Genomic DNA, 23,439 nt, shown 5'->3' on the forward strand with positions numbered 1-23,439 from the left:
GAATTGACCCGCCGATGGAACCTGAGCAGGAACGCCTTTCCAAGCTTTATTCCGGTTCGGGTATCCACAGCCTTCCTGAATTAAATTCCAAGTAAATCTATGCATCGAAGTCTACTTCAAATGTACCTTCCGGTGTCTTCATCGTCAGAACTCCCAGATTAAAATCCTCATCCCGAATCGTAATATGATACTCAAATACCACATCTTCTTCAAATTTTGACAATAATAAATACGTCCCGTTTTCTTTTCCATCGATCTGATCACAGATATCATCATATACATCTGCCCCCGAGATTGGTCTCGGATATCCGGATGCCTTTATTTTTTTTTCAATCAATTCATATAATTCATTCATTTTCTTTCTCCTTTAATCTTCCTGATTATTATTTGTTTTGATCTCATACTCTATTGATTCATAATAATGGTTAAATCACTTTATATCTTAACCATCTTCTGCTATGGAATCTCCATGTAAATATTACTGCACGTACCGTCCAGTCGGCAAACATTCCGATCCAGACACCCATCGTTCCAAATTCCAGAAACCGGATCAGTATCACGCACAGACAGAACCTGCACAGCCACATTGTAATACAGGATGCAGCCATTGAAAATTTCACATCTCCTGCCGCACGAAGTCCATATGCCGGAATAAATGCCAGCGTCCATACAATCGGCTTCACAATCGTAATCCAGATTACCATATGGAAACACATCTTTGCACTTGCAGGCTCCATGCCGCCAAGAACTGTTACAGGTCCGGTCAATGCAAATACCAGCAAGCAGCTTACAATGATTGCCGCTTCTGCGATCACGCTTAATTTTTTTATGTAATAGACCGCCTCATCTTTTCTGTCCGCTCCCATACACTGACCTACAATTGTCATCAACCCTACACCAATTCCGATTGCCGCCATTCCATTCAGATTCTCCAGAATATTTGTCATTGCCTGTGCTGCGATTGCTGTTGTACCTAATGTTGATACGGTAGACTGTATCGCCAGTTTCCCAAGCTGGAACATACTGTTTTCCACACCGGACGGAATTCCGATTCCGAGTATTCTCCGGATCATTGCCCAGTCCGGACGGATTTTCAGGTAATCTCTTACCACGATTGGCTGCCGGTCTTTTCTTAATTGAATCAATACTACCACTGCACAGAATATACGGGAAACCAGTGTAGAGATTGCCGCACCCGCAACTCCCATATGGAAAATCCAGATCATAATTGCATTTCCAACAATATTCATCGCATTCGATATCATGGAAATGAGCATTGGACCCTTCGTATTCTCCTGCGCGCGAAAAATGGATGCCGCCGAATCATATGCCGCTATGAACGGAAATGAAATAGCTGTATAAAAGAAATATGTCTCTGAGGCTCTCATAACGTCAGCTTCTACTGAACCAAAAATCAGGCGCAAAAGCGGTTTCTTAAATCCCAGACATAACACACTGACTGCGATCGAGATGGCCGTGATGATGAATAACACCTGTCTTGCAGATTCATTCGCCATCTTTTTATTCTGTTGTCCGATATACTGTGAACAGACAATTGCTCCTCCTGCTGCCAGTGCCGAAAATGCCTGTATCACAAGAATATTGATAGAGTCCACCAGCGATACTGCCGAGATAGCTGCAGATCCAATATTACTTACCATCATCGTATCTGCCGTTCCCATAATTGAATTCAATAACTGTTCCAGAACGACCGGTATCAGAATACCGGCGATCATTTTATTTGAAAACATATGCTGTTGTTTCACTTTTTCTGTCATCACTTTTTCTGCTCCATAATATGAATGATTTCTTTATCCGTCTGCGCCATCCCCTGATTACCGATCTGTGCCATATGACGGATACAGTCTTCCGGTGTCTCTGCACAGATACCGTCACTCACACGAAGCGGCGCATCATGAACGGCCGTCAGCGCACAAAGCAGGGCTGCTGATGATCCTGTTGCAACCTTCATTGCACAACCGACCTTTCCGCCGTCACAGATCATTCCCGTTACCGTCCCGGACATATTTCGCACCGCATACCCAAGCTGTTCGTCACTGCCTCCCAGCAGGTAAGCAATTCCTACGGATGCAGCCGTTGATGATGCCATGACACAGGAGCACATCGGTGACAGCTTTCCTATATAAGCATTGATATAACGGTTCACCAGGTGAGCAATTGCAAGCGCACGCACCTTTTTCTCCATTGACACTTCCAATGCGTCTGCTGCTTCACTGACCGGCAGGATCACTACCAGACCTTTTGTTCCCGCACCGGAACTGCTCATCGTCGGCAGCGGACAGCCGTCCAGACGGCTCTCCGCTGCCGAACTTACTTTCAGCATAATTCTGGTCAGCAGATCATTCTTCAACACCTCTGAACCTTTTTCACTCCGAAGCGTATCTGCAATTCCTACTCCGACTTTCTTATCTTCGGAATAAGCTGCCAGTCTTTCATTCATTTCCACTCCATCCATCAGGAAATGTAATTCTTCCTCTGAAGCTGCATCTGCAACCTGGCGGATCTGTGCAATTGTCATCTGTTTCAACGCCTCAATCAGAGCATTATCTGATGCCTGTCCGTTTTCCTGATTTTTTTCATATATAATCTTTCCATTTTTCTCCAGATATACAAGATTCGTATGTGTTCCTCTGATGACCGATGTGATCATATCTGCTTCTGTCTTGATCTTACATTTCACATACAATCCCTGCTCCTGCTCTTTAATCTTCACGGATACAGCAGCCATACCGCACAGTTCTTTCATCTGTTCCAAAATTTCCGGTGTGATATCTTCCAGAAGTTCCAGCCCTTTTTCCGGATTCTTAAGATATGCTCCCAGTGCTGCTGCATATGGAAGTCCTACATAATCACAGCCTGGGATTCCTGCCGACATTCCATTTTTATAGATTCCTGCATTTACTTCCACTTCTATCGAGCGGATCTTATTTTCCGTCATTTTCCCTGCATTTGCTGCGCACAGTGCTACACATACCGGTTCCGTGCAGCCAAGTGCCGGAACTACGTCATTCTTTAAAAGTGTAATCATTTCTTCTTTTTTTAACATATCTCTTCCCCAAACTTTTTATTTCGACCAGGTTGGTTCTTCCTCTCCTGTATAGGCAAATCTGCCGTCATTCTTTTCTTCCAGTGCTTTGATCATATGATAGGTATATTCATTATATGGTGTTGGAATCCCCAGTTCTTTTCCCATACGCATCAGCGCTCCGGAAAACATATCGATCTCCGTATGACGTCCTGCATCCAGATCCTGTAATGTGGAATAACGGGCCTTTGGCGGAACCGCACTTCCCCGTCCGGACATTCTGTCCGCTTTACTGATGTCAATTCCTTTCGCTTCTGCAATTGCTTCCAGTTCTTTTTTCAAACCATTCTGAATTACTTTCATATGTTCACTGTCCCGGTAACAGCCAACACCTGCTCCTAGGATTGCCTGTGGCAGATTATTGCAGACATTCAGACGAAATTTACACCACACTTCTTCTATTGCATATTCCGTTGAGCGGTAATGAATTCCCGTACCGTCAAACAGTTCTTTCACCGCCTTTACCCTTTCACTTTCGTATGGGGCTTCATATTCACCAAAGATGATCCCAAGTGTTGTCTCCGGATCGAAATGATATCCGTCCGCTTCTCTGTGCGACGCTACTTTAATCACAGCCGGAAGAATGTGTGACTTTCCAATCTGTTCTGCGATGATCTCTTCGCTGTCCACGCCATTCATCAGGCTCATTACACTGGTATCTTTTCCAACTATTTTTCGGATGCTTTCCAATGCTCCCGGTAATGCACCGTATTTTAACGAAACGATCAGGAAATCCACATTTTCTGCTTCCTCTGGTGTCCACACCTCCGGATGATAGACCTTTCCGTTGATCGCACAGCCCTGACGGCTCAGTCTTTCCTTTCTCTCTCCTTCGGCGATCACGCCAAGCTTTATATCTTCACGGTCCGCAAGTCCCCAGATCACATAAGAACCTACCGCACCTGCACCTAATACTGCAACTGATGTTATCTTCATGATTCTTGTCCTTTCATGTTCTGTCTCTGTTAATCCTCAGAATCGACCGCCAGCAACTTCTCTTGCATACTTTTGTATCTACATGACCTGCCACTGGCAGCTCCTTACGAACACATGGCGATACCCAAAAAATGGCTGCAATCAGTTCCCTGACTGCAACCATTTTATCACATTTTTTATACTTCGGTAGGATTATTTCAATTTTCCGTATTCTTCATCGGATACTGCCTCGCACCATTCATTGGAAGTCTCTTCTCTCGATCAGTAACTGTGTATCGTAACGATATGCGAACTGATCATCTTCTGCATCAATTGATTGAACTCCCATCTTTCTTATCCTCCGTTATCATTCCAAAATTCTTTACATCGGTGTTCCTACTTCGATCAGATTGCCATCTGGATCATAGAAACGGACCACCTTCTGCCCCCAGCTGTGTGTCATCAGCCGGTTGACATACCTAACATTAGGATACAACTTTTCAAGCTTTCTGGCAAATGCTTCGATATCCGGTTCTTCGAAATATAACTCACTGGCATGATTTTCCGGAATAATATCCTTATTCAGAACTTCTTTCCATATCTTTTCGTCCTGAAGCACCAGGCCTTCCGTTAATATCACATTGCCGTCATTGTCAAGAATTGTATTCAGTCCGAACAGGTCATGATAGAATTGTTTGGAATGTTCGATATTTTTTACAACAATTAATATATTTTTTAATCGCATTTCTTTTCTCCATTATGCATTGACTTTTCCCGGATTTCATTTTCCCTGAGCTTTATTTTATCCAGACTTTATTTTCCCTGCTCTGCCAGATATTCTTCTGTCAAAGCTACGGCATCTGCGATACACTGTGGACAACTGCAGAGAACTTTTCCTGTCTCCACACCTTTTAACTCCCGGCAGATGCAGGAACCATTTTTCTCTTTGAATTTTTCTACTTTGCTTCGGATCTTCTTATATGTATCCCCTTTGGTTCTGGATCCTTCTTCTGTGCCTCCCTGACTGTTATCAAGGCCGATGATCATTGCCATTCCAGACAATGCACCACACATCTCCATCACGCCCATACCCAGACCAAAACCTTCTGCGATACGAAACATATCGTCTTCACTGATTCCGAATTCTTTGCAAAATGTACAGGCTACTGCCTGGGCGCAGTTGCATCCTCTCTGGTGTAATTCTGCTGCATGTTCTGCTTTTGTACTCATATTTCTCTGATCTCCTTTTTGCTTCATTTACTTCCAATATTATTATTTCATAATCATATTCAACACACCTGTTGACTGCAGGAACAGAATCACCATGATAACCGGCATAATATAACGCATCATCACATTATATAACTTTTTACGTTTGAATTTCTCGCCATTCAGTTCCATTTCCTCTGCAATCCATGACGGCTTCATGATCCAGCCGATCAAGATTGCTGATAACAGCGAAATAAACGGCATCATAAAGCTGTTACTGATATAGTCCATGATATCCAGAAGCTGTCCTGTACTTCCGTTTGGAAGTGCAACTTCTACATAGAAGATGCTGTATCCAAGTGCGATCACTGCTGTTGCGATAAGGTAGATCACCGATAACACTCTGGTCGTCTTCTTACGCTCTGTGTGAAATAATTCCATACAGTTTGCAGTGATTGATTCCAGTACCGAAATGCAGGATGTCAATGCGGCAAATCCTGCCAGTACAAAGAACAGAATTCCGATCACACGTCCGACCGTTCCCATACTGTAGAATACCTTTGGCAATGATACAAACATCAGTCCCGGTCCCGCTGACATTCCGTCCAAACCGGAAAATACGAATACTGCTGGGATGATCATAACACCGGCAAGGAATGCAACTCCGGTATCCATGATCTCAATCTGCGATACTGCCTTATTCAGATCTACATCTTTCTTAACATATGAGCCATATGTAATCATAATTCCCATTGATACACTCAGAGAGAAGAACAGCTGGCTCATTGCGTCCAGTGTAATCTGCAGGAAGCGGCCAACCGTAATTCCTGTCAGATCCGGTTTCATATACACCTTAAGCCCCTGCAATCCGGTACGTACCGTTCCATCATCCAGCGTAGTCTTCAATGTAAGTGAGAAAATTGCAATTCCGATTACCATAATCAGCAGAACCGGCATAATAAATTTCGAAACCCGTTCGATTCCCTCTTCTACACCGTTATATACGATCAATGCTGTCAGCAGCATAAAGATCAATCCATACCACACCGACGATGGTGAAGAAATGAATGCGGTAAAGCAGTCATCTGCTACTGCCTGCTTCCCTGAGCTTGTAAGATAAATAACAATGTATCTTAAAATCCATCCGCCGATAACCGCGTAATAGGTCATGATCAACACCGGAACCAAGAATGTAATCACTCCAAGAAATTTCCATTTTTTCTTCATTGATTCATAAGCATAGATTGCACTTTTGCCTGTCTTGCGGCCAATTGCAATATCCGTAGTCAATAACACAAATCCAACTGTCAGCACCAGTACCAGATAGATAAGCAGGAACAATCCGCCTCCATCTTTTGCCGCCAGATATGGAAAGCGCCAGAGATTTCCCACACCGACTGCGCTTCCGGCAGCTGCAAATACAAATCCAATCTGTCCGCTAAAGCTATTTTTTTGTTTCATACTCTTTTTTCCTCTCATTTTCGTTAATACTTCAATATTTTACCATTAATTCATTTAAAATAAAACAAGAAATTTTGTAATCCATCCACCCCCTGTCACTGATCTTTCACATCTGAATATACTATAAAGCATAGAATATATTTCCCTGGGAGGATCTTATGAAAAAGTGTATCACCGCTCTTCTTCTACTTTTTACACTATCCGTCACTTCACTTTTGGCATGCACATCCGCTGATAAACCGGAATCTGCGACAGGCAAAACTTCAAAAACTTCAAAATCTATCAATGATAAAAAGACGGATCTGACTCCTGTCACACTGAATGAAGTCGCTCATTCTATCTTCTATGCACCGATGTATGTTGCAATGGAAAAGAATTATTTTGAGAAGGAAGGGATCGCCCTTTCTCTCGTGACCGGTTTTGGCGCCGACAAGACCATGACTGCTGTCCTTTCCGGAACAGCCGACATCGGATTTATGGGATCAGAAGCTTCCATTTATACTTATAATGAAGGGGCTCATGATTATGTCGTGAATTTTGCACAGCTCACTCAGCGAGCCGGAAACTTCCTAGTTGCCAGAGAGGATATTAAAAATTTTAAATGGGAAGATCTGAAAGGCAGAAAAGTTATTGGCGGGCGGAAAGGCGGCATGCCTGAAATGGTATTCGAATATATCTTAAAGCAGAATCACATTGACCCAGCCTCTGATCTTACAATTGACCAGAACATTGATTTCGGTTCTACAGCTGCAGCCTTTGCTGAAGAAAAAGCAGACTATGACTTCACGGTAGAATTTGAACCAGGCGCAACCAACCTTGAAAAACAAGAAAAAGGATATGTTGTAGCTTCTCTCGGAACTGACAGCGGATATGTCCCATACACCGCATTCTCTGCAAAGAAAAGTTACATCTCGCAACATCCGGAAATCATTCAGGGATTTACCAATGCTTTGCAAAAAGGTATGAATTATGTGGCATCTCACACTCCGGAAGAAATTGCTCAGGTAATTGCGCCTCAGTTCAAAGAGACGACACCGGATACCATTACAACCATCGTATCCCGTTACTATGAACAGGACACATGGAAGAAGGATCTAATCTTCCGTCAGGAAAGTTTTGATCTTCTTCAGGATATTTTAGAAGATGCCGGAGAACTAAAAAAACGTGCTCCGTATAAGAATCTTGTAACGACAATTTATGCCGAAAAATCCGCAAAAGCAGTCAAAGATACAACGATTTCATATTAATCACAAAAATAATGTTGCAACCATTTCTTTGGTTTGCAACATTATTTTTGACTCTGTCTTCTCCTATTCTCTCTCTGTATCCAAATACTCTTTCACATAACCACTGACTTTATCTCTCGGCATCTCCATCACCACCGCCAGTTCCCCATACAGGAACTTTTCAGCACTGGACATATATCTCTCATCGATATTAATCGTCTTTTTCCCTGCCTGGATTCTTTCTTTATTTCTCCCATAAGATGTCTTGATCAATGAAACCCATTCTCTGCACTGATTGTGTAATAACGCATTTTTGTACATTGCTTCCCGCTGCTTTTCATTCGTCACACCGATTGTATCAATCTCCGACATCTCTTTGATCAGATTCTCTGCTTCTTCTTTTGTAATTAACTGTCTGATCTGCTCCCTCTTGTTGTCAACCGGTGTATAGACCGTTCCGGCTGCATCATATACCGGTTTTAACGTATAATACTCTTTATCCGAACTGCCCATATCAATCTTTCCAATATTTACCACTTCACAGACGCCCTCCTTATAATGCGCCACATAATCTCCTATTCTGAACATTTCTGCCTCCTGTTCTTAACACTTCTCTCATGGTAACTTCTGCAGACGTATGACAACGCTAAAAGGGCGCACAATCCGAAGTTATATCGAACTGCACGTCAACTTTTCTGGTATCGTATTATGAAATTTGTAAACGCGCTGACATAAACTCTTGATATAGCTATTATAACATAACTCTTGATATCAGTGTCAACCAACGTGAAATTTTTTATGCATTTCTTCTTTAAATTCTTTTCTTTTGAACATGATAAGTCCAATCATCAGCAGAAAACTACAGCCGATACAGATGACAGACGGAGTTCTGTAGCGGATCACCCCTGTCATGAGCAGTACGAACGGCAGTATCATCGAATATACCGACGCCATTACATAATATATCATATACTCTCTTGGTGATAATGACCGTATTCGGGATATGATCAGCATTACAATCTGGATCAATAGGCAGATATTCGGGATTCCGATATTTACCGACCATCCCCTCCATCCGGTTCCCAGATCCCATAACACGCAGATGCCGGACATGATCAGAAGCTGCCATGCCGCATTCTTCAACAGGTTAAAGCGCTTCACATACCCAACTGCCATCGTAAACCACATCGTTGCACAGCCGGACGCTACATATACCGACCAGTGTACCCCAGGGGATATGATGATATCGGTCATCATACTGAGCACAATTGCTGCAATACAGCAGAATGTAAATATCTGCAGCACTTTCTTCCCTTCGTAATTTGCTTTTGCATCCTCCGGAAAATCCGCTTCTGTAATCGTAACCTGTACGCCGAGTTCTGTCAGTATCCGGTAAAAATTCCGCTGGATATTCGTACTGTCATATCTTGATGTAAAACTGAGTGAAAGTGTATCCTTAAAAGAACAGATACATAATTCTGTCCGGTTCGTACTGGTATACACTCCGAATTTTTCAATATAGTCCGCATAATCTTCCGGCATCTTTACTACACTCATATTAGAAAGCACAGCCGTCACTTCCTGCTCTGCCATCTTAGCTCCTGCACGGATACACCGGTTCTTAAGTTCCAGAGGTGCCCACTTTAAAATTTTATGCTTTTCTATTGCAATCAATTCATTCATCCGACCTGCCATATGTTCCTTAGACAGATTCTCCCGAAAATATATCTTAACTGCTTCCAGTACATCTTCAAACGAATCTTTTTCTTCTCCAAACTGATATCCCGGTTCTATATAACCAAAGAAATTCAGCATCGAATCGGATGGAAATATCTTTCTTAAATTCACCGGAACCATCAGTATGACCGGCTTTTTTTCCTGTATCCGGCTCATTTCCTCATGAATTGCACATATGAATGCCGTCGTTAAAAGCACCGACATGGATACTCCCTTTTCCCTGCTGATGCCCAAAAGTTCTTTTACCGGCACAGTCGCCTCATTGACTTGCAGTTCTTCGTATCCCTTTCCGTTCTTTTTAATCTGAAATGCCTTGATCTTCTTCTTTTTCTTTCTTGGAAAATCCGGATCGTAATAACGGCTGAAGCTGTCATCCTCCTGATCCTTTACCGTCAGATACTGATCTGATAATTCAACCGGTTCAAGTTCATCCTTATGAACTAGATGTAGATAATTCTTCACCAGTTCCCGCAAGAATTCCGTCGCGCCGGTTCCATCAGTCAGTGCATGAAACACTTCAAAATTAATCCGTTTTTTATAATAGGTCACTTCGAATAGAAGCGTCTTTTTATCCCGTACATACAGACTGCTGCATGGTTCTTTATATTCTTTTCTTACTATCGGTCTTAATTCACTTTTCTCCAAATAGTGCCAGAACAAGCCTTTTCTCATGACCGACAGGAATACCGGATATTTCTCAATTGTCTGATCCAGTGCCTCCTGCAGGGCATTTTCTTCCACTTCTTCCTTCAGTTCACAATAGAATCGGAATACTCTGGTATCTTTCGGACTGCTGGCAGCAGAAAATAACTTTGCTGCATTATCCAGACTTCTCCAGTAAGCGCGTTTTTGTTCAAACACTGCTTTTCCCCCTTCTCTCTCCCGCTGCTATTCACCATCCGCCGGATTGACATTCTTTTCGCTTTCTTTCTGTCCATAGCTGTCAAGAAAGCGGTTAATAATCGCGAAACTCTCCTGCACATGGTAATATTTTACCCCAAGTGCAAAAAATCCGTGAAGTGCATCCTGAATCCGGTGAATCTCCACCTGATTTCCAGCTTCTTTCAGACGCCTTCCATACTCTTCCCCTTCATCTCTGAGCGGATCACATTCTGCTGTTAAGATCAATGTATCCGGCTGGTTACTGTAATCCGTTTCCATCAGAGGTGCAAGATATTTACTTCTCTTATCTTCTTCTGCCGAAGCATAAAAATTAATATAATCCCTCATCTTTCCAGCTGTCAGAAGATACTCTGTTCCATAGCGTCTGACTGACAGATACGGGGAATTCTCACTGTAATCATTATTCACTGCAGGATAGATCAGAATCTGTCTCTTTGGCAGAAATTCTCCCTGATCTCTTGCCATCAGTGAAACAGCTGCTGCCAGATTCCCGCCTGCGCTGTCCCCGATCAAAGTGATCTTGTCCGGATCTGTATTCAAAATGAACCGGTTCGTAAACATAGCCTTTGCCGCCATATAACAGTCATAGAAACCTGTCGGAAATGGATATTCCGGTGCCAGCCTGTACTCTACCGATACAACAATATGATTTGTTGCCGATGCCAGACGGGCACAGATTCTCTCATAATTGTCAATACTTTCCGTTACCCATCCGCCTCCGTGAAAGAACAACAATGCCGGGAGATTATCTTCCATCTTCTCTCCCGGAAGGAATATCCTCACCGGGATCTGATGATCACCATTATAAATCTTATAATCAATCGTCTTATAAAAGATTTTCATTGGATCGATCGCCTTTAAATTTGCCAGATGCCTCGAGGCTTCTACTTCAATGCCGTCAAAAGACAGAGCTTTCAATACTCTTCTCATGGATTTATTAATCGTCATACTACTTCCTTTACCTGTAACTTTTCTTTCTGATTTTCCTTATCTGATATATCCTTCTTCATACGCTTTTGCCTTATTAAATGCATATAATTCTGCAAATGTCGCCTCCCTGTACGGATTTACATAGAATATCCCAACGATTCCACAGGTAATTGCAGACAGTAATATCCATCCGATAAATGACAGATCCAGAATAAATGTCTCCATCTTCTGCCCGTCCATCATACGCTTACTGATCTGAAATGCTTCTTTTCTGTCCATTCCCGGATTCTCTGCAAGAATGTAAGGGATCATCAGATATTCATAATGTTTTACAATTCCCGGAATAACGAAAAGCAGCGTCCACAAAGATGTAAACAGATTTTTCAGGAACATCGCCAGTACAACATTCACATAATTTCCGGAACGGAATGCATCAAATATGGTTCCGACTGTTGGATTCTCTGTCTTATTGAGAACAAAGAATCTTTTTCCTCCTACTTCCAGAAGACTTCCCACAAATATCTCCAGTGCCAGAATTATGAGAGTCACTATAATTGCTGTCATTGTAATCGCCAATCCGGCAAACGGATATCCAAATCCATCTGTTCCATACAAACTGTTCTGCGAAGCACTGCCTCCGGCTCTTCCTCCATTCATACCACTTAATCCTGTGATAATTCCCATGATCACGGCTACAGCTACACATGCCCAGTAATTCTTTTTAAATGCAATCCTGCCATTTGTTTTCAGTCTGTCTCTTGTCCAACTCATATCATATCCTCCTTGTCTATTCTTTTGTTATGTCTGCATTCTGAATCTTTTCATTCAGATCATTCAGATATACCCAACGTTCCATCTTTTCATCCAGCGCATTCCCTGTCTCTTCTTTTTTCTCCATGAGTTCCCGTAATTTCACTGAATTAGTCGCATTAGCTGCAATCTGTGCATCCAGCGTCTCGAGCTTTTCTTCAAGCTTTGCAATATCATCGTCGATGGTCTCAAACTCCCGCTGCTCTTTATACGTGAACTTAAGTTTCGGTTTTCTCTGCTTCCATGTATCTTTGGAAGAACTTTCCCCCTTCGTTGATTGTTCTTCTGTTGCGGCGGCATGTCCTTTCAATGACATCTCCGTATCCAGACCTTCCAGTTCTTTTCGAATCAGATAATCAGAATATCCTCCCTCAAACTGGCGTACCTTCCCGTCTCCTTCAAAAGAAAAAATACGGTTCACGATACGATCAAGGAAATACCTGTCATGGGATACTGTTATGATAATTCCGTCAAAGTGATCCAGATAATCCTCCAAAATGGTCAGTGTCTGGATATCCAGATCATTCGTCGGCTCATCCAGGATCAGCACATTCGGCGCACTCATCAGCACACGCATCAGATACAATCTCCGCTTTTCTCCTCCGGAAAGCTTCTCAATCTTCGACCACTGCATGGCCCCGTCAAATAAAAAACGCTCCAGCATCTGTGATGCCGTGATCTTTCCGTCAGATGTAGTGACATATTCCCCCACTTCTTTCACATAGTCGATCACTTTCATGGACGCATCCATATATTCGTTCTCCTGCGAGAAATATCCAATCCGGATGGTCTGCCCGATTTCTATTGTTCCACTGTCTGGCCTCACGATCCCATTGATGATCTTAAGAAGTGTTGTCTTGCCACAGCCGTTCGGACCGATAATTCCAATGCGGTCATTTTTCAGGAATATATAGCTGTAATCACTGATCAGCTTTCTGTTACCATAAGATTTGCTGATATTCTCCAGCTCGATCGTCTTATTTCCCATACGGGATGCTACGGAATCCAGTACCACTCTCTTTTCTTCCTGAATATCCTTGATCTCCTGCATCGCTTTGATCCGGTCAATATGTGCTTTCTGCTTCGTGCTTCTGGCTCTTGCACCTCTTCCCAGCCATTCAAGTTCGGTGCGGAGAAGGCTCTTCCTCTTCCGTTCTGTAGCCAGTGCCATATCCTGACGCTCTGCTTTCAATTTAACAAATTCGGAATAATTTCCCGGATAACTGTATATCTTCCCCTGATCCACTTCCACGATTCTTGTTGCCACACGATCCAGGAAGTAACGGTCATGCGTAACCATCAGTATTGCCCCTCTAAAGCCGATCAGATATTCCTCCAGCCACTCTGACATTGCATTGTCCAGGTGGTTCGTCGGCTCATCTAAGATCAGTATGTCAGCCGGTGTCAACAGTGCATTGACCAGGGCAATCCTCTTCTTCTGTCCGCCGGACATATGCTCTACTTTTTCATCATAATCATAGAATCCCAGCTGATTCAGCATAGATCTGGCATCTGCCTCGATCGTCCACTGGTTCAGTTCATTTACATTATCTGCAATTGCTGCGCGAAGAACTGTCGTTCCTTCTTCAAATTCCGGTGTCTGCGGAAGATAGCAGATCTTCACCTGCTTTCCCATACTGATCTTCCCGTCATCATATGGTTCGATTCCTGCAGTCACTTTTAACAGCGTAGACTTTCCCATCCCATTGATTCCGATCACACCGATCTTCTCATTTTCATTGATACTGAATGCAACATCATTCAGAAGAACACGGTCTGTATAAGCCTTTGTAATATGTTCCATCGTAAGTAAATTCATACGTTTGTTCTCCTTCATGTATCTTTCGGATACTTTTATAAGTCATAAAAGAGACCGGAAACACCGATCTCTTTTCGTTCTCCACTTTCTATTATATTTTACAGAAAGATATATTTCAATATGAATAATACCGCAAGTACATACATTAATGCGCTGATCTTCTTTTCTTTTGCCTTTCCAGTCATCAGATTCAGGATCACGTAAGAAATCACTCCCATAGAGATACCTTCTGAGATGCTGTAGAAAAATGGCATAGCCAGGATACAGATGTAGCATGGCAGTGCTTCTGAAAAATCATCAAAATCAACGTGCGCCACATTTGTCAACATATAGAATCCCACTACGATCAATGCCGGTGCTGTTGCAAACGATGGAATTGCAAGGAAGATTGGTGACAGGAACAACGACAACCCGAATAAAATGGCTGTTGTTGCGGAAGTCAGCCCGGTTCTTCCTCCTTCAGATACGCCTGATGCACTTTCCACGAACGTGGTAGTCGTTGTTGTTCCAAGAACTGCTCCGACGGTTGTTGCAACCGCATCAGCCATCAGTGCCCCTTTGATATTCGGAAGATGTCCTTCTTCATCTAACATACCTGCCTTGGTAGATACACCAATCAATGTTCCGATCGTATCAAACATATCAACAAATAAAAATGCAAAGATAACGACGATGAAATTCAGGGAAAATACTCCGCTAAAATCAAGTTTACCAAATACCGGCATGATACTAGGGATTGAAAATCCACTGCTAAAGTCCGGAAGCAGACTGTAGAATCCAATCTTCGGATCCGGCACATAGATACCTGCCATCTGGCAGATAATTCCTAAAATCCATGTGAGCAGGATTCCCCATAAAATATTTCCCTTTACATTCTTAATTACCAGAATTCCTGTAATTCCCACACCGATCAATGCAAGAAGAACCGTGATTCCCACGTTATTCATGGATGCTTCCACACCTTTTGCACTGTTGTACCCATCAATTGAGAATAACTCCAAAAGCGTAGAACCTCCCACTACGATATTTGCATTCTGAAGTCCGATAAATGCGATGAACAATCCGATGCCGACACTGACTGCAGACTTCAGATTTTTCGGGATTGCATTGAAGATTGCCTCACGGATATCTGTAAGCGAAAGTACGATAAATACGATACCTTCTACAAAGACGGCTGTCAGTGCAACTTCCCACTTATACCCCATTCCGAGAACAACGGTATATGCAAAGTACGCATTCAATCCCATTCCCGGCGCCAGTGCAAACGGATAATTGGCAAAGAATGCCATCAGAAACGTACCGATCATTGCCGCCAGTGCTGTGGATGTAAAGATCGCACCGGAATCCATCCCTGTCGCAGACAGGATACTCGGATTGACCGCAAGGATGTACGCCATGGTCATGAACGTGGTGATACCTGCCATAACCTCGGTCCTGACATCCGTCCCGTTCTCACGGAGCTTAAATAATTTTTCCAACATGTTACTCTTTTCCTCCTTATACTCTCAACAACAAGATATTAACTATAACTTACTGTATTTCCCTTATTTTTTTTCTCAAAGCAAGTACCTGGCTCGGTGCTACAGACAACTCATCGATCCCCATCTGGATAAACTTCTCCGTCAGACTAAGATCAGCCGCCAGATCACCGCATAATGCGATTTTCTTTCCTTCCAGGTGGATATTATTGGCAATAATACGGATCATCTTAAGAAGCGCCGGATGATGTGTATTATAAAAGCGCTCCAGTCTGCTGTTTGTTCTGTCCATTCCGAGTGTCAGCTGTGTCAGGTCATTCGTTCCGATACTGAAGAAATCTGCTTCTCTTGCCAGCTCTCCACTGATCATAACCGCTGCAGGCGTCTCGATCATAACACCGATCTTAATCTCTTCATTGAACGGAATCTTCTCGTCTTTCAGTTCATTCTTTATCTTTTCCAGAATCAGTTTCGCCTGTTTTACTTCTTCCACATCCGTGATCATCGGAAACATGACCGACATATTTCCATATGCGGATGCACGTAAAATTGCACGGAGCTGTGTCTTAAATATCTCATCTTTATCCAGCGATACACGGATTCCCCTATAGCCGATCTCCGGATTTCTATCTTCTCCGAGCTCTAGACATTCTGCCTGCTTTTCGCCTCCCAGATCTGCGGTACGGATTACGACCTTTTTGGTGCCCATTGCCTCTGCTGCCAGACGGTATACCTGGAACTGCTGTTCTTCTGTCGGCAGCTTTGTCCCATTTTCGATATACAGGAATTCGCTGCGGAATAATCCGATTCCTCCGGCATCACTTCTCAGTACATTTTCTATATCTTCCCTGGTTCCGATATTTGCACAGACGTCAATCTTCTGTCCACTCTGTGTAATATTCTCTTTTCCCTTCAGACGTTCCAGATTCTGTACCTGGGTATGATTCTCATCCTGCTTCTGCTTCATCTTGGAAATCGTCGTATAATCCGGCTCAATATATACTTTTCCCTCAAAACCGTCGATGATGATCGTCTTGCCTTCGTATTCTTTTTTCAGGGATTCTCCCAGTCCGATCACCGATGGTATTCCTTTGGTTCTTGCAAGCACAGCCGTATGGGAATTGATAGTTCCATATCTGGTCACAAATCCAAGAATTTTGCTCTTATCAAACTTTACAGTCTCACTTGGATAAAGTTCTCCCGCAGCAAGAATAAACGGCTCATCCGTCAGCATCTTATCTTTCCATGTCCTTGCAAGAATCCGGAGTACTCTTGTCGATACATCCTTTACATCTGCCTCATGCCCCTGCACATAATTCTTATTACTCTTTGAAGCGCTTGCCAAAATATTTTCAACCGCATTTTTTACCGCATATTCTGCATTCAGCTTATGCTCAACAATAATACTTGTAATCTGACGGATGATCTCCTGGTCTTCCAGGATCATCTGCTGCATCTCAAAGATTGCCGCATTCGCTTCTCCGACATCCTTCGCTGCCAGATCATACAGATCGCGTAATTCCTGCAATGCCTTCTGTCTGGCTTTTTGAAAACGCATCACTTCTTTTTCTACATCTTTGACATAGATCCTGCGGATTTCTTTTGTATCACGCTTATAAAAGGAAAGTCTTCCGATCGCAATTCCTTCCGATATCTTTTTTCCTGTCAATGTAATCATAGTTTTTCCAACCTTTTAATCCTTTGTTAGTTTGAACAATATTACTTTACACGTTTGACGTTCATTCGTCAAGTAGATTGATTTTTTGTACAAAAACACAAAAACATTTCATATATCCATTGACGTATTTATCAATATATGCTAATCTGACAATAGTGTATTTTATAGTTTTCCTATATAAATATGCGATTTAATAATATTTTATGGAGGTATGATCATGAAAGGTACTGTAAAATGGTTTAACAACCAAAAAGGTTACGGTTTCATTTCTGACGCTGAAGGTCATGATGTATTCGTTCATTATTCAGGACTGAACATGGATGGATTCAAGACGCTTGAAGAAGGTCAGGAAGTGGAATACGAAGTTACAGACGGCGCCAAAGGACCACAGGCTGTTAATGTAACACCGCTCTAATCATAACGAATCTAAGTTTTTGATGTACTTTTTATATATTAAAATATAGCTATTTCAGATTTGAATATTTAAAAGAAATACATGACTTAATGCGAGAGATTACGAAAAAAAGCCGGATAACAAATGTTATCCGGCTTTTTCGTACCTGTAAGTACTAATTCTGATTCTGTGGTCTTACAATATTCAGTTGCAGATCCACACCAAATGGATTCACCACTACACCTGTCATTTCATCACCCATTGCTTCCGGAACTTTTACCGCTTCCAGCACTCCCATAGAATATCTTGTATCCGAATGGTTGTTCTGGAACTTCAGAAACTCCTGAACATCGGTAAATAATGGCAATAATACCTGTCCGTCATTCTTATTCAACACCGGCATTTTCTTCTCTTCCGTGACCGCAGTAATGAAAGTTGCATCCTGATAATGCGCCATCAATTCTTCCTGAAGATCCTTCATATCTTCTGTAATCTTCATTTCTTTCTGCTTACGTGCTTTCTGCATGAAGTACATAGCTGTAATCTGGAAACTCGGATTCTCGATCGGTTCCTCTCCCGGTTTCTGCTCCGGTCTTCTGACCAGTTCTGTGAGTTGAAGCTTGATCTCTTCTTCTGTATCTTTTCCTACCCACATCCCATTCACTCCGGCCGGGAATAAACTGCTGTAAAATGGAAGCATGTATTTATTTTCAATATTAAATATCTTCAGAGGATTTCCCTCTTTCAGGAATTCCTGTCCGCCCTTCATGGCTTCTTCTTCAGAGAAGAAAATCAGCACCTGATCATCATAAGTCTCCGGATCGCACACTACGAAAGGCATTCTGGTACAATCAGACATCAATACATAGATGGCTTCTGCTTCCCTCATTTTCTTTAAAACATCACTCTTATCTACACCCATACTGTTCCTCTTTCACGTCTATTGGTTTGCACGATACGCTTCATCTGCACTGTACACATCAAAGCCGCTTCCTTTCAGAATATCGATTACTCTTGCCGCATCATCACTCTTTAATACTGCTGCCGCATCATCTCCATTTGCAAAAGCGTACATATATTCAATGTTTACTTCACCGTCCACGATCTGATGCATTGCTTTGCTCAATGAACCGGTTGCATGTGGTACACGAAGTGCTACTACATCTGTCAGCATCGAAGTAATCCCTACTTCCTTTAATGCCATGCGTCCCTTATGCGGATCTGATACGATCATACGCAGCATTCCATAATCAGATGTATCCGCAAGACTCAGTGCTACGATATTCACATTGCTTTTTGCGAGTACATCTAATACTTCTTCCAGACGTCCTTCTCTGTTTTCCAAAAAAACCGATAACTGTTGTACGGTATTACTTACGCCCATATTATTTCCTCCTGTTTATAAATCTCTGTTATCAATGACACGTTTTGCCTTACCCTCACTTCTTTCGATGGTCTTTGGCTCTACGAGTTTCACTCTTACTGCAACACCGAGTGCCTGTTTTAAGACTGCCGCAACTTTATTCTTTAACTCATCCAGTTTACGAATCTCATCTGAGAAATATTTTTCATCCACTTCTACCATAACGGTCAGCACATCCAGATTATTCTCACGGTCAACGATCATCAGATAATGCGGTGCAACTCCTCCACCGACAGAAAGCAGTGCAGTCTCAACCTGTGTCGGGAATACATTGACTCCGCGGATAACCTTCATATCATCGGTACGTCCTTTGAATTTTGAGATTCTCGGAAGTGTTCGTCCGCATTCACAGGTAGAATGATCAATACTTGTAAGGTCTTTGGTTCTGTAACGAAGTAACGGCATACCTTCTTTGGCAAGTGTTGTAAATACCAATTCTCCGATCTCTCCGTCTGCGCAATGGCTGTTATCAGCCGGGTTCAATACTTCCGGATAGAAATAGTCTTCATATACATGCATACCATTATGATGGATACACTCTAAAGCTACACCTGGTCCTGTAACCTCGCACAGGCCATAGATATCAAAGCAGTTTACATCCAGGAGTTCTTCGATCTTCAGACGCATCTCTTCTGTCCATGGCTCTGCCCCGTTGATTCCAACCTTCAACTGGAGTTTGTCTACGATTCCGGCCTCATTGGCGGCCTCTGCAAGATACAGCGCATAAGATGGTGTACATGCAAATGCAGTTGCGCCAAAGTCTTCCATACACATCAGCTGTCTCTTCGTATTACCTGCTGACATCGGGATAGCCATTGCTCCAAGCTTTCTTGCTCCGAAATCCAGCCCCATGCCTCCTGTGAACAATCCATATCCATAACAGATATGAATGCGGTCTTCTGCTGTAAGTCCTGCCATCGTAAGACCTCTGGCCACACACTCGCTCCATACATCTATGTCTTTCTGTGTATAAGAAGCAAGGGTAAGTTTTCCAGTTGTTCCCGATGTTCCCTGAACCCTGACAATCTTATCTTTTGGAACAGCCAGAAGGCCAAACGGATAATTTGCTCTTAAGTCCTCTTTCGTCGTAAACGGAAGCTTACCAATATCCTCAATCCCTTTGATATCCCCTGGTTCTACTCCTATTTCATCCATTTTCTTACGATAAAATTCTACATTTTCGTATACATTTTTCACCTGTTTTACCAGACGATCGCTCTGCAGTGCAGTCATCTCATCTCTGCTCATACACTCAATCTTCGGATCTCTGATCTGTTCTTTCCAATCTTTCAGTGCTACTCTTGCCATAACCTGTTCCGTACCTCCTTATAAATGATAGCCAACGTCAAATGCTTTTTTATTAATCTCAATGGTTTTCGGAGGAACTGTCTTTTCAATCACTTCGTACCACTGTTCTTTTGTAAAATCCATATGCTGAGCCGCTACACCAAGTACGATCAGGTTGAACACTCTTGGATTACCGATCTTCTTTGCTTCTTCTGTTGCATTTACTGTATAGACTCTGTGTTCTTCTCCGAGTGTCTCAATAATATTTTCCGGATACTGTGCTGCCCCGATCACAACCGGCATCGGATCGATTCTCCAGTCATTGATGATCAGTGCACCATCCTTTTTCAGAAAATGTGCATATCTGAGTGCTTCCAGACGTTCGAATGCGATGATCACATCCGCCTGCCCCTCTTCTACGATCGGTTCTGCCACTTTATCCCCATATCTTACAAATGTTACAACACTTCCGCCACGCTGAGCCATTCCATGTACTTCGGAAAGCTTTACATCATAGCCGCCGGCAATGGCAAGGCCTCCTAAGATTCTGCTTGTAAGCAGTGTTCCCTGTCCGCCGACTCCGACGATCATAATATTCTTTGCTGCCATTATCTGTCACCTTCCTTTACTAACTCAATTGCGTCAAATTTACACAAGCTTGCACAAAGTCCGCAACCTGTACACATTGTATCATCGATAGAAATGGTACCGTCTGCATTCTTTGTCATAGCCGGACATCCCGGTTTCATACACATACCACATTTTTTACATTTGTCTGTGTGTGTCTGATATAACGGTTTCTTCGACTTATCCAAAAGAACGCAAGGTGTCTTTGTGATAATCACAGATACTTCATCTTTTGCGATTTCTTCTTTCACCGCTTTCTCTACTGCCTGGATATCTCTTGCATTGACTTCCACAACATTCTTCACTCCGATCGCGCGGCACAAAGCAGGAATATCGATTGCGTATGTCGGATCTCCCTGAAGTGTCTTTCCGGTTGCCGCATGATCCTGATGACCGGTCATACCCGTTGTAGAGTTATCTAAAATAATAACTGTTCCCGTTGCTTTGTTATACATCATATTCATAAGCGAATTGACACCGGTATGTAAGAATGTAGAATCCCCGATCACAGCGACCCAGTTCTTGATATATTCTTTTCCTTTGGCTTTTTCCATACCATGAAGACTTGAGATACTGGCTCCCATACAGATTGTTGTATCCACGACACTAAGTGGTGCAACTGCTCCCAGTGTATAACATCCAATATCACCTGCTGCATGTATCTTTAACTTATTCAGCACATAGTACACACCTCTGTGTGGACATCCCGGACATAAGATCGGTGGTCTTCCCGGTGCCTCTGCAGGTTTGCTGATGTCCAGTTCCTCTTTCAGGATTGCCTGACGGATCATATTCGCACTGTACTCTCCCTGTACCGTAAAGATTTCTTTACCAATTACCTTGATTCCCCAAGATTTCACCTGTGTCTCAATGACAGGATCCAGTTCTTCTACAACGTATAATGTATCTACTTTCGAAGCAAAGTCCTCGATCAGCTTTCTCGGAAGCGGATTCACCAGTCCAAGTTTTAACACAGATGCTTCCGGAAGTGCTTCTTTTACATACTGATAAGGAATTCCACTTGTGATCACACCGATCTTTGTATCGTTCATCTCAACTCTGTTGATCGGAAGTGTATTTGCTGCCTCTGCCAGTTCCTGATTCCGTTTTTCGATCTCTACATGACGGAGTTTCGCATTTCCCGGCATCATAACATTCTTGCGGATATTCTTCTCATATGGTTTATCTTCGATCTCTTTGCGTTCGTTTAATTCTACAAGTCCCTGTGAATGTGCAAGTCTTGTTGTCGTACGGTATACAAACGGACGGTCAAACTGTTCACTTAAATCAAATGCGATCTTAATAAATTCTTTTGCTTCTGCACTGTCTGATGGTTCGATCACCGGGAGCTGTGCCGCGCGCGCGACCATTCTTGTATCCTGCTCGTTCTGAGAGCTGTAAAGTCCCGGATCATCTGCAACAACAATGACAAGTCCTCCGTTGACTCCCATGTAAGATACGGTATATGTAGGATCCGCTGCCACGTTAAATCCCACATGCTTCATACAGGACATAGCACGTACTCCTGATACGGATGCACCGATCGCTACTTCTGTTGCAACTTTTTCATTCGGTGACCATTCGCAGTATAAACTATCTTTATATTTGACCAGGTTCTCACTGATCTCTGTACTAGGCGTACCAGGATATGCTGCCGATACCTTTACTCCGGCCTCATATGCACCTCTGGCGATTGCCTCGTTCCCAAGCATAATTACTTTTTCTGACATACTTCTTTTCCATCCTTTCGTGTAAGCGGCATTCCGTTTACGCCACCTTGTAATAGTATAACATAATACTTTCATGAGTTAAAGCATTGATTTGTCAAATTCCAAATTTTTCTGTCTTCGTTTCTTTTGCTTCCGGATTACTCTTTAAATATAAATACCGGCATCGGCGGACAGTTCTTCCGGTTATAGTATTCATTGACGATCACGGTATACTCTCTTCCCGGAAGTCCTTTTATGTATTCGAGAATCTTCTCTTTTTCTTCGAATCCGGTATCTCCGCCACTATAAATACACAGGCTCATCATACCACCGTGTTTCAGTATGCCGAGACCTTTTCCGATTGCCTCTATGCTGGTCTGGTATGTAGTTGCAAGCTTATGATCCCCGCCTGGAAGATATCCGAAATTAAAACAGATCACATCTGTACTCTCTTCCATTGCATACCGGTCCATATGCTCATGCCCGTCCAGGATCAGTTTCGCCTGTTGCTCTTTTCCGTGTGTCCTTAGTAATTCTCGCGTCGCATCCAGTGCTTCCTGTTGAATATCAAATGCAAGTACCTTTCCATTTTCTCCGGCAAGCTCACACAGGAACAAGGTATCATTCCCCTTTCCTATGGTCGCATCGATATAACATCCGCCTGCTTCTGCCTGTGAACGGATGATCTCGTGACACCAGTATGTGATCTGTGACTGTTTTATTCTTC

General features: G+C 42.8%; 22 protein-coding genes. 2 read left to right on the plus strand and 20 right to left on the minus strand.

Translation table 11 applies throughout. From position 1 onward, the window contains the following. Window positions 1-97: 97 nt before the first annotated feature. From GT508_RS10685 to GT508_RS10715, 7 genes are all read right to left on the minus strand, one after another. Window positions 98-355 carry a hypothetical protein gene (locus GT508_RS10685; RefSeq protein ID WP_028087213.1) on the minus strand — a complete coding sequence of 86 codons (258 nt, stop codon included), beginning with the start codon at window positions 353-355 and terminating at the stop codon, window positions 98-100. 70 nt (window positions 356-425) lie between these two features. Beyond that, window positions 426-1,778, minus strand: a complete 1,353-nt coding sequence (locus tag GT508_RS10690) for an MATE family efflux transporter (protein WP_161144203.1) — start codon at window positions 1,776-1,778, stop codon at window positions 426-428. Then, window positions 1,778-3,067: an L-cysteine desulfidase family protein gene (locus tag GT508_RS10695; RefSeq protein ID WP_161144204.1), complete on the minus strand. Its 1,290-nt coding sequence runs from the start codon at window positions 3,065-3,067 to the stop codon at window positions 1,778-1,780. Before GT508_RS10695 ends, GT508_RS10690 begins: the two co-directional genes overlap by 1 nt. An 18-nt stretch (window positions 3,068-3,085) precedes the next feature. After that, window positions 3,086-4,042 (minus strand): ketopantoate reductase family protein, encoded by a 957-nt coding sequence (locus tag GT508_RS10700; protein ID WP_161144205.1) that lies wholly within the window; start codon window positions 4,040-4,042, stop codon window positions 3,086-3,088. Between the two features lie 361 nt (window positions 4,043-4,403). Then, window positions 4,404-4,766 (minus strand): VOC family protein, encoded by a 363-nt coding sequence (locus GT508_RS10705; RefSeq protein WP_161144206.1) that lies wholly within the window; start codon window positions 4,764-4,766, stop codon window positions 4,404-4,406. A gap of 68 nt (window positions 4,767-4,834) precedes the next feature. Then, complete coding sequence (locus tag GT508_RS10710) at window positions 4,835-5,251, minus strand: C-GCAxxG-C-C family protein (RefSeq protein WP_117598340.1); 417 nt, start codon at window positions 5,249-5,251, stop codon at window positions 4,835-4,837. A 42-nt stretch (window positions 5,252-5,293) separates the two neighbouring features. Next, window positions 5,294-6,691, minus strand: a complete 1,398-nt coding sequence (locus GT508_RS10715; RefSeq protein ID WP_161144207.1) for a sodium-dependent transporter — start codon at window positions 6,689-6,691, stop codon at window positions 5,294-5,296. A gap of 158 nt (window positions 6,692-6,849) precedes the next feature. Here GT508_RS10715 and GT508_RS10720 point away from each other — a divergent pair, with 158 nt between their 5' ends. Beyond that, window positions 6,850-7,938 (plus strand): ABC transporter substrate-binding protein, encoded by a 1,089-nt coding sequence (locus GT508_RS10720; RefSeq protein ID WP_161144208.1) that lies wholly within the window; start codon window positions 6,850-6,852, stop codon window positions 7,936-7,938. 63 nt (window positions 7,939-8,001) lie between these two features. Here GT508_RS10720 and GT508_RS10725 read toward each other — a convergent pair whose 3' ends face one another. From GT508_RS10725 to ptsP, 7 genes are all read right to left on the minus strand, one after another. Further along, complete coding sequence (locus GT508_RS10725; RefSeq protein ID WP_161144209.1) at window positions 8,002-8,505, minus strand: CarD family transcriptional regulator; 504 nt, start codon at window positions 8,503-8,505, stop codon at window positions 8,002-8,004. Window positions 8,506-8,694: 189 nt separating this feature from the next. Further along, window positions 8,695-10,515 (minus strand): DUF6320 domain-containing protein, encoded by a 1,821-nt coding sequence (locus GT508_RS10730; protein ID WP_161144210.1) that lies wholly within the window; start codon window positions 10,513-10,515, stop codon window positions 8,695-8,697. 27 nt (window positions 10,516-10,542) lie between these two features. Beyond that, complete coding sequence (locus GT508_RS10735; protein WP_161144211.1) at window positions 10,543-11,505, minus strand: alpha/beta hydrolase; 963 nt, start codon at window positions 11,503-11,505, stop codon at window positions 10,543-10,545. 39 nt (window positions 11,506-11,544) lie between these two features. After that, window positions 11,545-12,258 carry a DUF975 family protein gene (locus tag GT508_RS10740; RefSeq protein ID WP_161144212.1) on the minus strand — a complete coding sequence of 238 codons (714 nt, stop codon included), beginning with the start codon at window positions 12,256-12,258 and terminating at the stop codon, window positions 11,545-11,547. A gap of 16 nt (window positions 12,259-12,274) precedes the next feature. Continuing rightward, window positions 12,275-14,116: an ABC-F family ATP-binding cassette domain-containing protein gene (locus tag GT508_RS10745; protein ID WP_161144213.1), complete on the minus strand. Its 1,842-nt coding sequence runs from the start codon at window positions 14,114-14,116 to the stop codon at window positions 12,275-12,277. A gap of 98 nt (window positions 14,117-14,214) precedes the next feature. Further along, window positions 14,215-15,597, minus strand: a complete 1,383-nt coding sequence (locus tag GT508_RS10750) for an NCS2 family permease (protein ID WP_161144214.1) — start codon at window positions 15,595-15,597, stop codon at window positions 14,215-14,217. A 49-nt stretch (window positions 15,598-15,646) separates the two neighbouring features. Next, window positions 15,647-17,272, minus strand: a complete 1,626-nt coding sequence (ptsP, locus tag GT508_RS10755; RefSeq protein WP_055284076.1) for a phosphoenolpyruvate--protein phosphotransferase — start codon at window positions 17,270-17,272, stop codon at window positions 15,647-15,649. Window positions 17,273-17,489: 217 nt separating this feature from the next. On the opposite strand from ptsP, the gene GT508_RS10760 reads away from it, so the two are divergent. After that, window positions 17,490-17,687, plus strand: coding sequence for a cold-shock protein (locus GT508_RS10760; protein ID WP_028088285.1), 198 nt, complete (start codon window positions 17,490-17,492; stop codon window positions 17,685-17,687). Window positions 17,688-17,841: 154 nt separating this feature from the next. On the opposite strand, the gene GT508_RS10765 is transcribed toward GT508_RS10760, so the two are convergent. The 6 genes from GT508_RS10765 to GT508_RS10790 form a co-directional block, all read right to left on the minus strand. Further along, the gene (locus tag GT508_RS10765) at window positions 17,842-18,588 is read right to left on the minus strand and encodes an SseB family protein (protein ID WP_161144215.1); all 747 of its coding nucleotides are present in this window, start codon (window positions 18,586-18,588) and stop codon (window positions 17,842-17,844) included. Window positions 18,589-18,606: 18 nt separating this feature from the next. Beyond that, window positions 18,607-19,050 carry an amino acid-binding protein gene (locus tag GT508_RS10770; protein WP_161144216.1) on the minus strand — a complete coding sequence of 148 codons (444 nt, stop codon included), beginning with the start codon at window positions 19,048-19,050 and terminating at the stop codon, window positions 18,607-18,609. 15 nt (window positions 19,051-19,065) lie between these two features. Then, window positions 19,066-20,397 (minus strand): phenylacetate--CoA ligase family protein, encoded by a 1,332-nt coding sequence (locus tag GT508_RS10775; RefSeq protein ID WP_161144217.1) that lies wholly within the window; start codon window positions 20,395-20,397, stop codon window positions 19,066-19,068. A gap of 18 nt (window positions 20,398-20,415) precedes the next feature. Continuing rightward, a complete protein-coding gene (locus tag GT508_RS10780) occupies window positions 20,416-20,985 on the minus strand; it encodes an indolepyruvate oxidoreductase subunit beta (RefSeq protein ID WP_055284068.1) in 570 nt (189 codons plus the stop codon). Beyond that, window positions 20,985-22,733 carry an indolepyruvate ferredoxin oxidoreductase subunit alpha gene (gene iorA / locus GT508_RS10785; protein ID WP_161144218.1) on the minus strand — a complete coding sequence of 583 codons (1,749 nt, stop codon included), beginning with the start codon at window positions 22,731-22,733 and terminating at the stop codon, window positions 20,985-20,987. Before iorA ends, GT508_RS10780 begins: the two co-directional genes overlap by 1 nt. 137 nt (window positions 22,734-22,870) lie before the next feature. Beyond that, complete coding sequence (locus tag GT508_RS10790; protein ID WP_161144227.1) at window positions 22,871-23,434, minus strand: class I SAM-dependent methyltransferase; 564 nt, start codon at window positions 23,432-23,434, stop codon at window positions 22,871-22,873. Window positions 23,435-23,439 lie beyond the last annotated feature (5 nt).

Origin of the sequence: Dorea sp. BIOML-A1 (assembly GCF_009875615.1) — a bacterium.
GTDB classification, from domain to species: domain Bacteria; phylum Bacillota; class Clostridia; order Lachnospirales; family Lachnospiraceae; genus Dorea_A; species Dorea_A amylophila.

Bases quoted from the DNA above. Each gene is read 5' to 3' on its own strand.
- GT508_RS10685 (WP_028087213.1), bottom strand. From the start codon at position 355: ATGAATGAATTATATGAATTGATTGAAAAAAAAATAAAGGCATCCGGA.
- GT508_RS10745 (WP_161144213.1), bottom strand. From the start codon at position 14,116: ATGAATTTACTTACGATGGAACATATTACAAAGGCTTATACAGACCGT.
- GT508_RS10775 (WP_161144217.1), bottom strand. From the start codon at position 20,397: ATGGCAAGAGTAGCACTGAAAGATTGGAAAGAACAGATCAGAGATCCG.
- GT508_RS10740 (WP_161144212.1), bottom strand. From the start codon at position 12,258: ATGAGTTGGACAAGAGACAGACTGAAAACAAATGGCAGGATTGCATTT.
- GT508_RS10765 (WP_161144215.1), bottom strand. From the start codon at position 18,588: ATGGGTGTAGATAAGAGTGATGTTTTAAAGAAAATGAGGGAAGCAGAA.
- GT508_RS10770 (WP_161144216.1), bottom strand. From the start codon at position 19,050: ATGGGCGTAAGTAATACCGTACAACAGTTATCGGTTTTTTTGGAAAAC.
- ptsP (WP_055284076.1), bottom strand. From the start codon at position 17,272: ATGATTACATTGACAGGAAAAAAGATATCGGAAGGAATTGCGATCGGA.
- GT508_RS10690 (WP_161144203.1), bottom strand. From the start codon at position 1,778: ATGACAGAAAAAGTGAAACAACAGCATATGTTTTCAAATAAAATGATC.
- GT508_RS10750 (WP_161144214.1), bottom strand. From the start codon at position 15,597: ATGTTGGAAAAATTATTTAAGCTCCGTGAGAACGGGACGGATGTCAGG.
- GT508_RS10780 (WP_055284068.1), bottom strand. From the start codon at position 20,985: ATGGCAGCAAAGAATATTATGATCGTCGGAGTCGGCGGACAGGGAACA.
- GT508_RS10760 (WP_028088285.1), top strand. From the start codon at position 17,490: ATGAAAGGTACTGTAAAATGGTTTAACAACCAAAAAGGTTACGGTTTC.
- iorA (WP_161144218.1), bottom strand. From the start codon at position 22,733: ATGTCAGAAAAAGTAATTATGCTTGGGAACGAGGCAATCGCCAGAGGT.
- GT508_RS10735 (WP_161144211.1), bottom strand. From the start codon at position 11,505: ATGACGATTAATAAATCCATGAGAAGAGTATTGAAAGCTCTGTCTTTT.
- GT508_RS10710 (WP_117598340.1), bottom strand. From the start codon at position 5,251: ATGAGTACAAAAGCAGAACATGCAGCAGAATTACACCAGAGAGGATGC.
- GT508_RS10700 (WP_161144205.1), bottom strand. From the start codon at position 4,042: ATGAAGATAACATCAGTTGCAGTATTAGGTGCAGGTGCGGTAGGTTCT.
- GT508_RS10725 (WP_161144209.1), bottom strand. From the start codon at position 8,505: ATGTTCAGAATAGGAGATTATGTGGCGCATTATAAGGAGGGCGTCTGT.
- GT508_RS10695 (WP_161144204.1), bottom strand. From the start codon at position 3,067: ATGTTAAAAAAAGAAGAAATGATTACACTTTTAAAGAATGACGTAGTT.
- GT508_RS10715 (WP_161144207.1), bottom strand. From the start codon at position 6,691: ATGAAACAAAAAAATAGCTTTAGCGGACAGATTGGATTTGTATTTGCA.
- GT508_RS10705 (WP_161144206.1), bottom strand. From the start codon at position 4,766: ATGCGATTAAAAAATATATTAATTGTTGTAAAAAATATCGAACATTCC.
- GT508_RS10720 (WP_161144208.1), top strand. From the start codon at position 6,850: ATGAAAAAGTGTATCACCGCTCTTCTTCTACTTTTTACACTATCCGTC.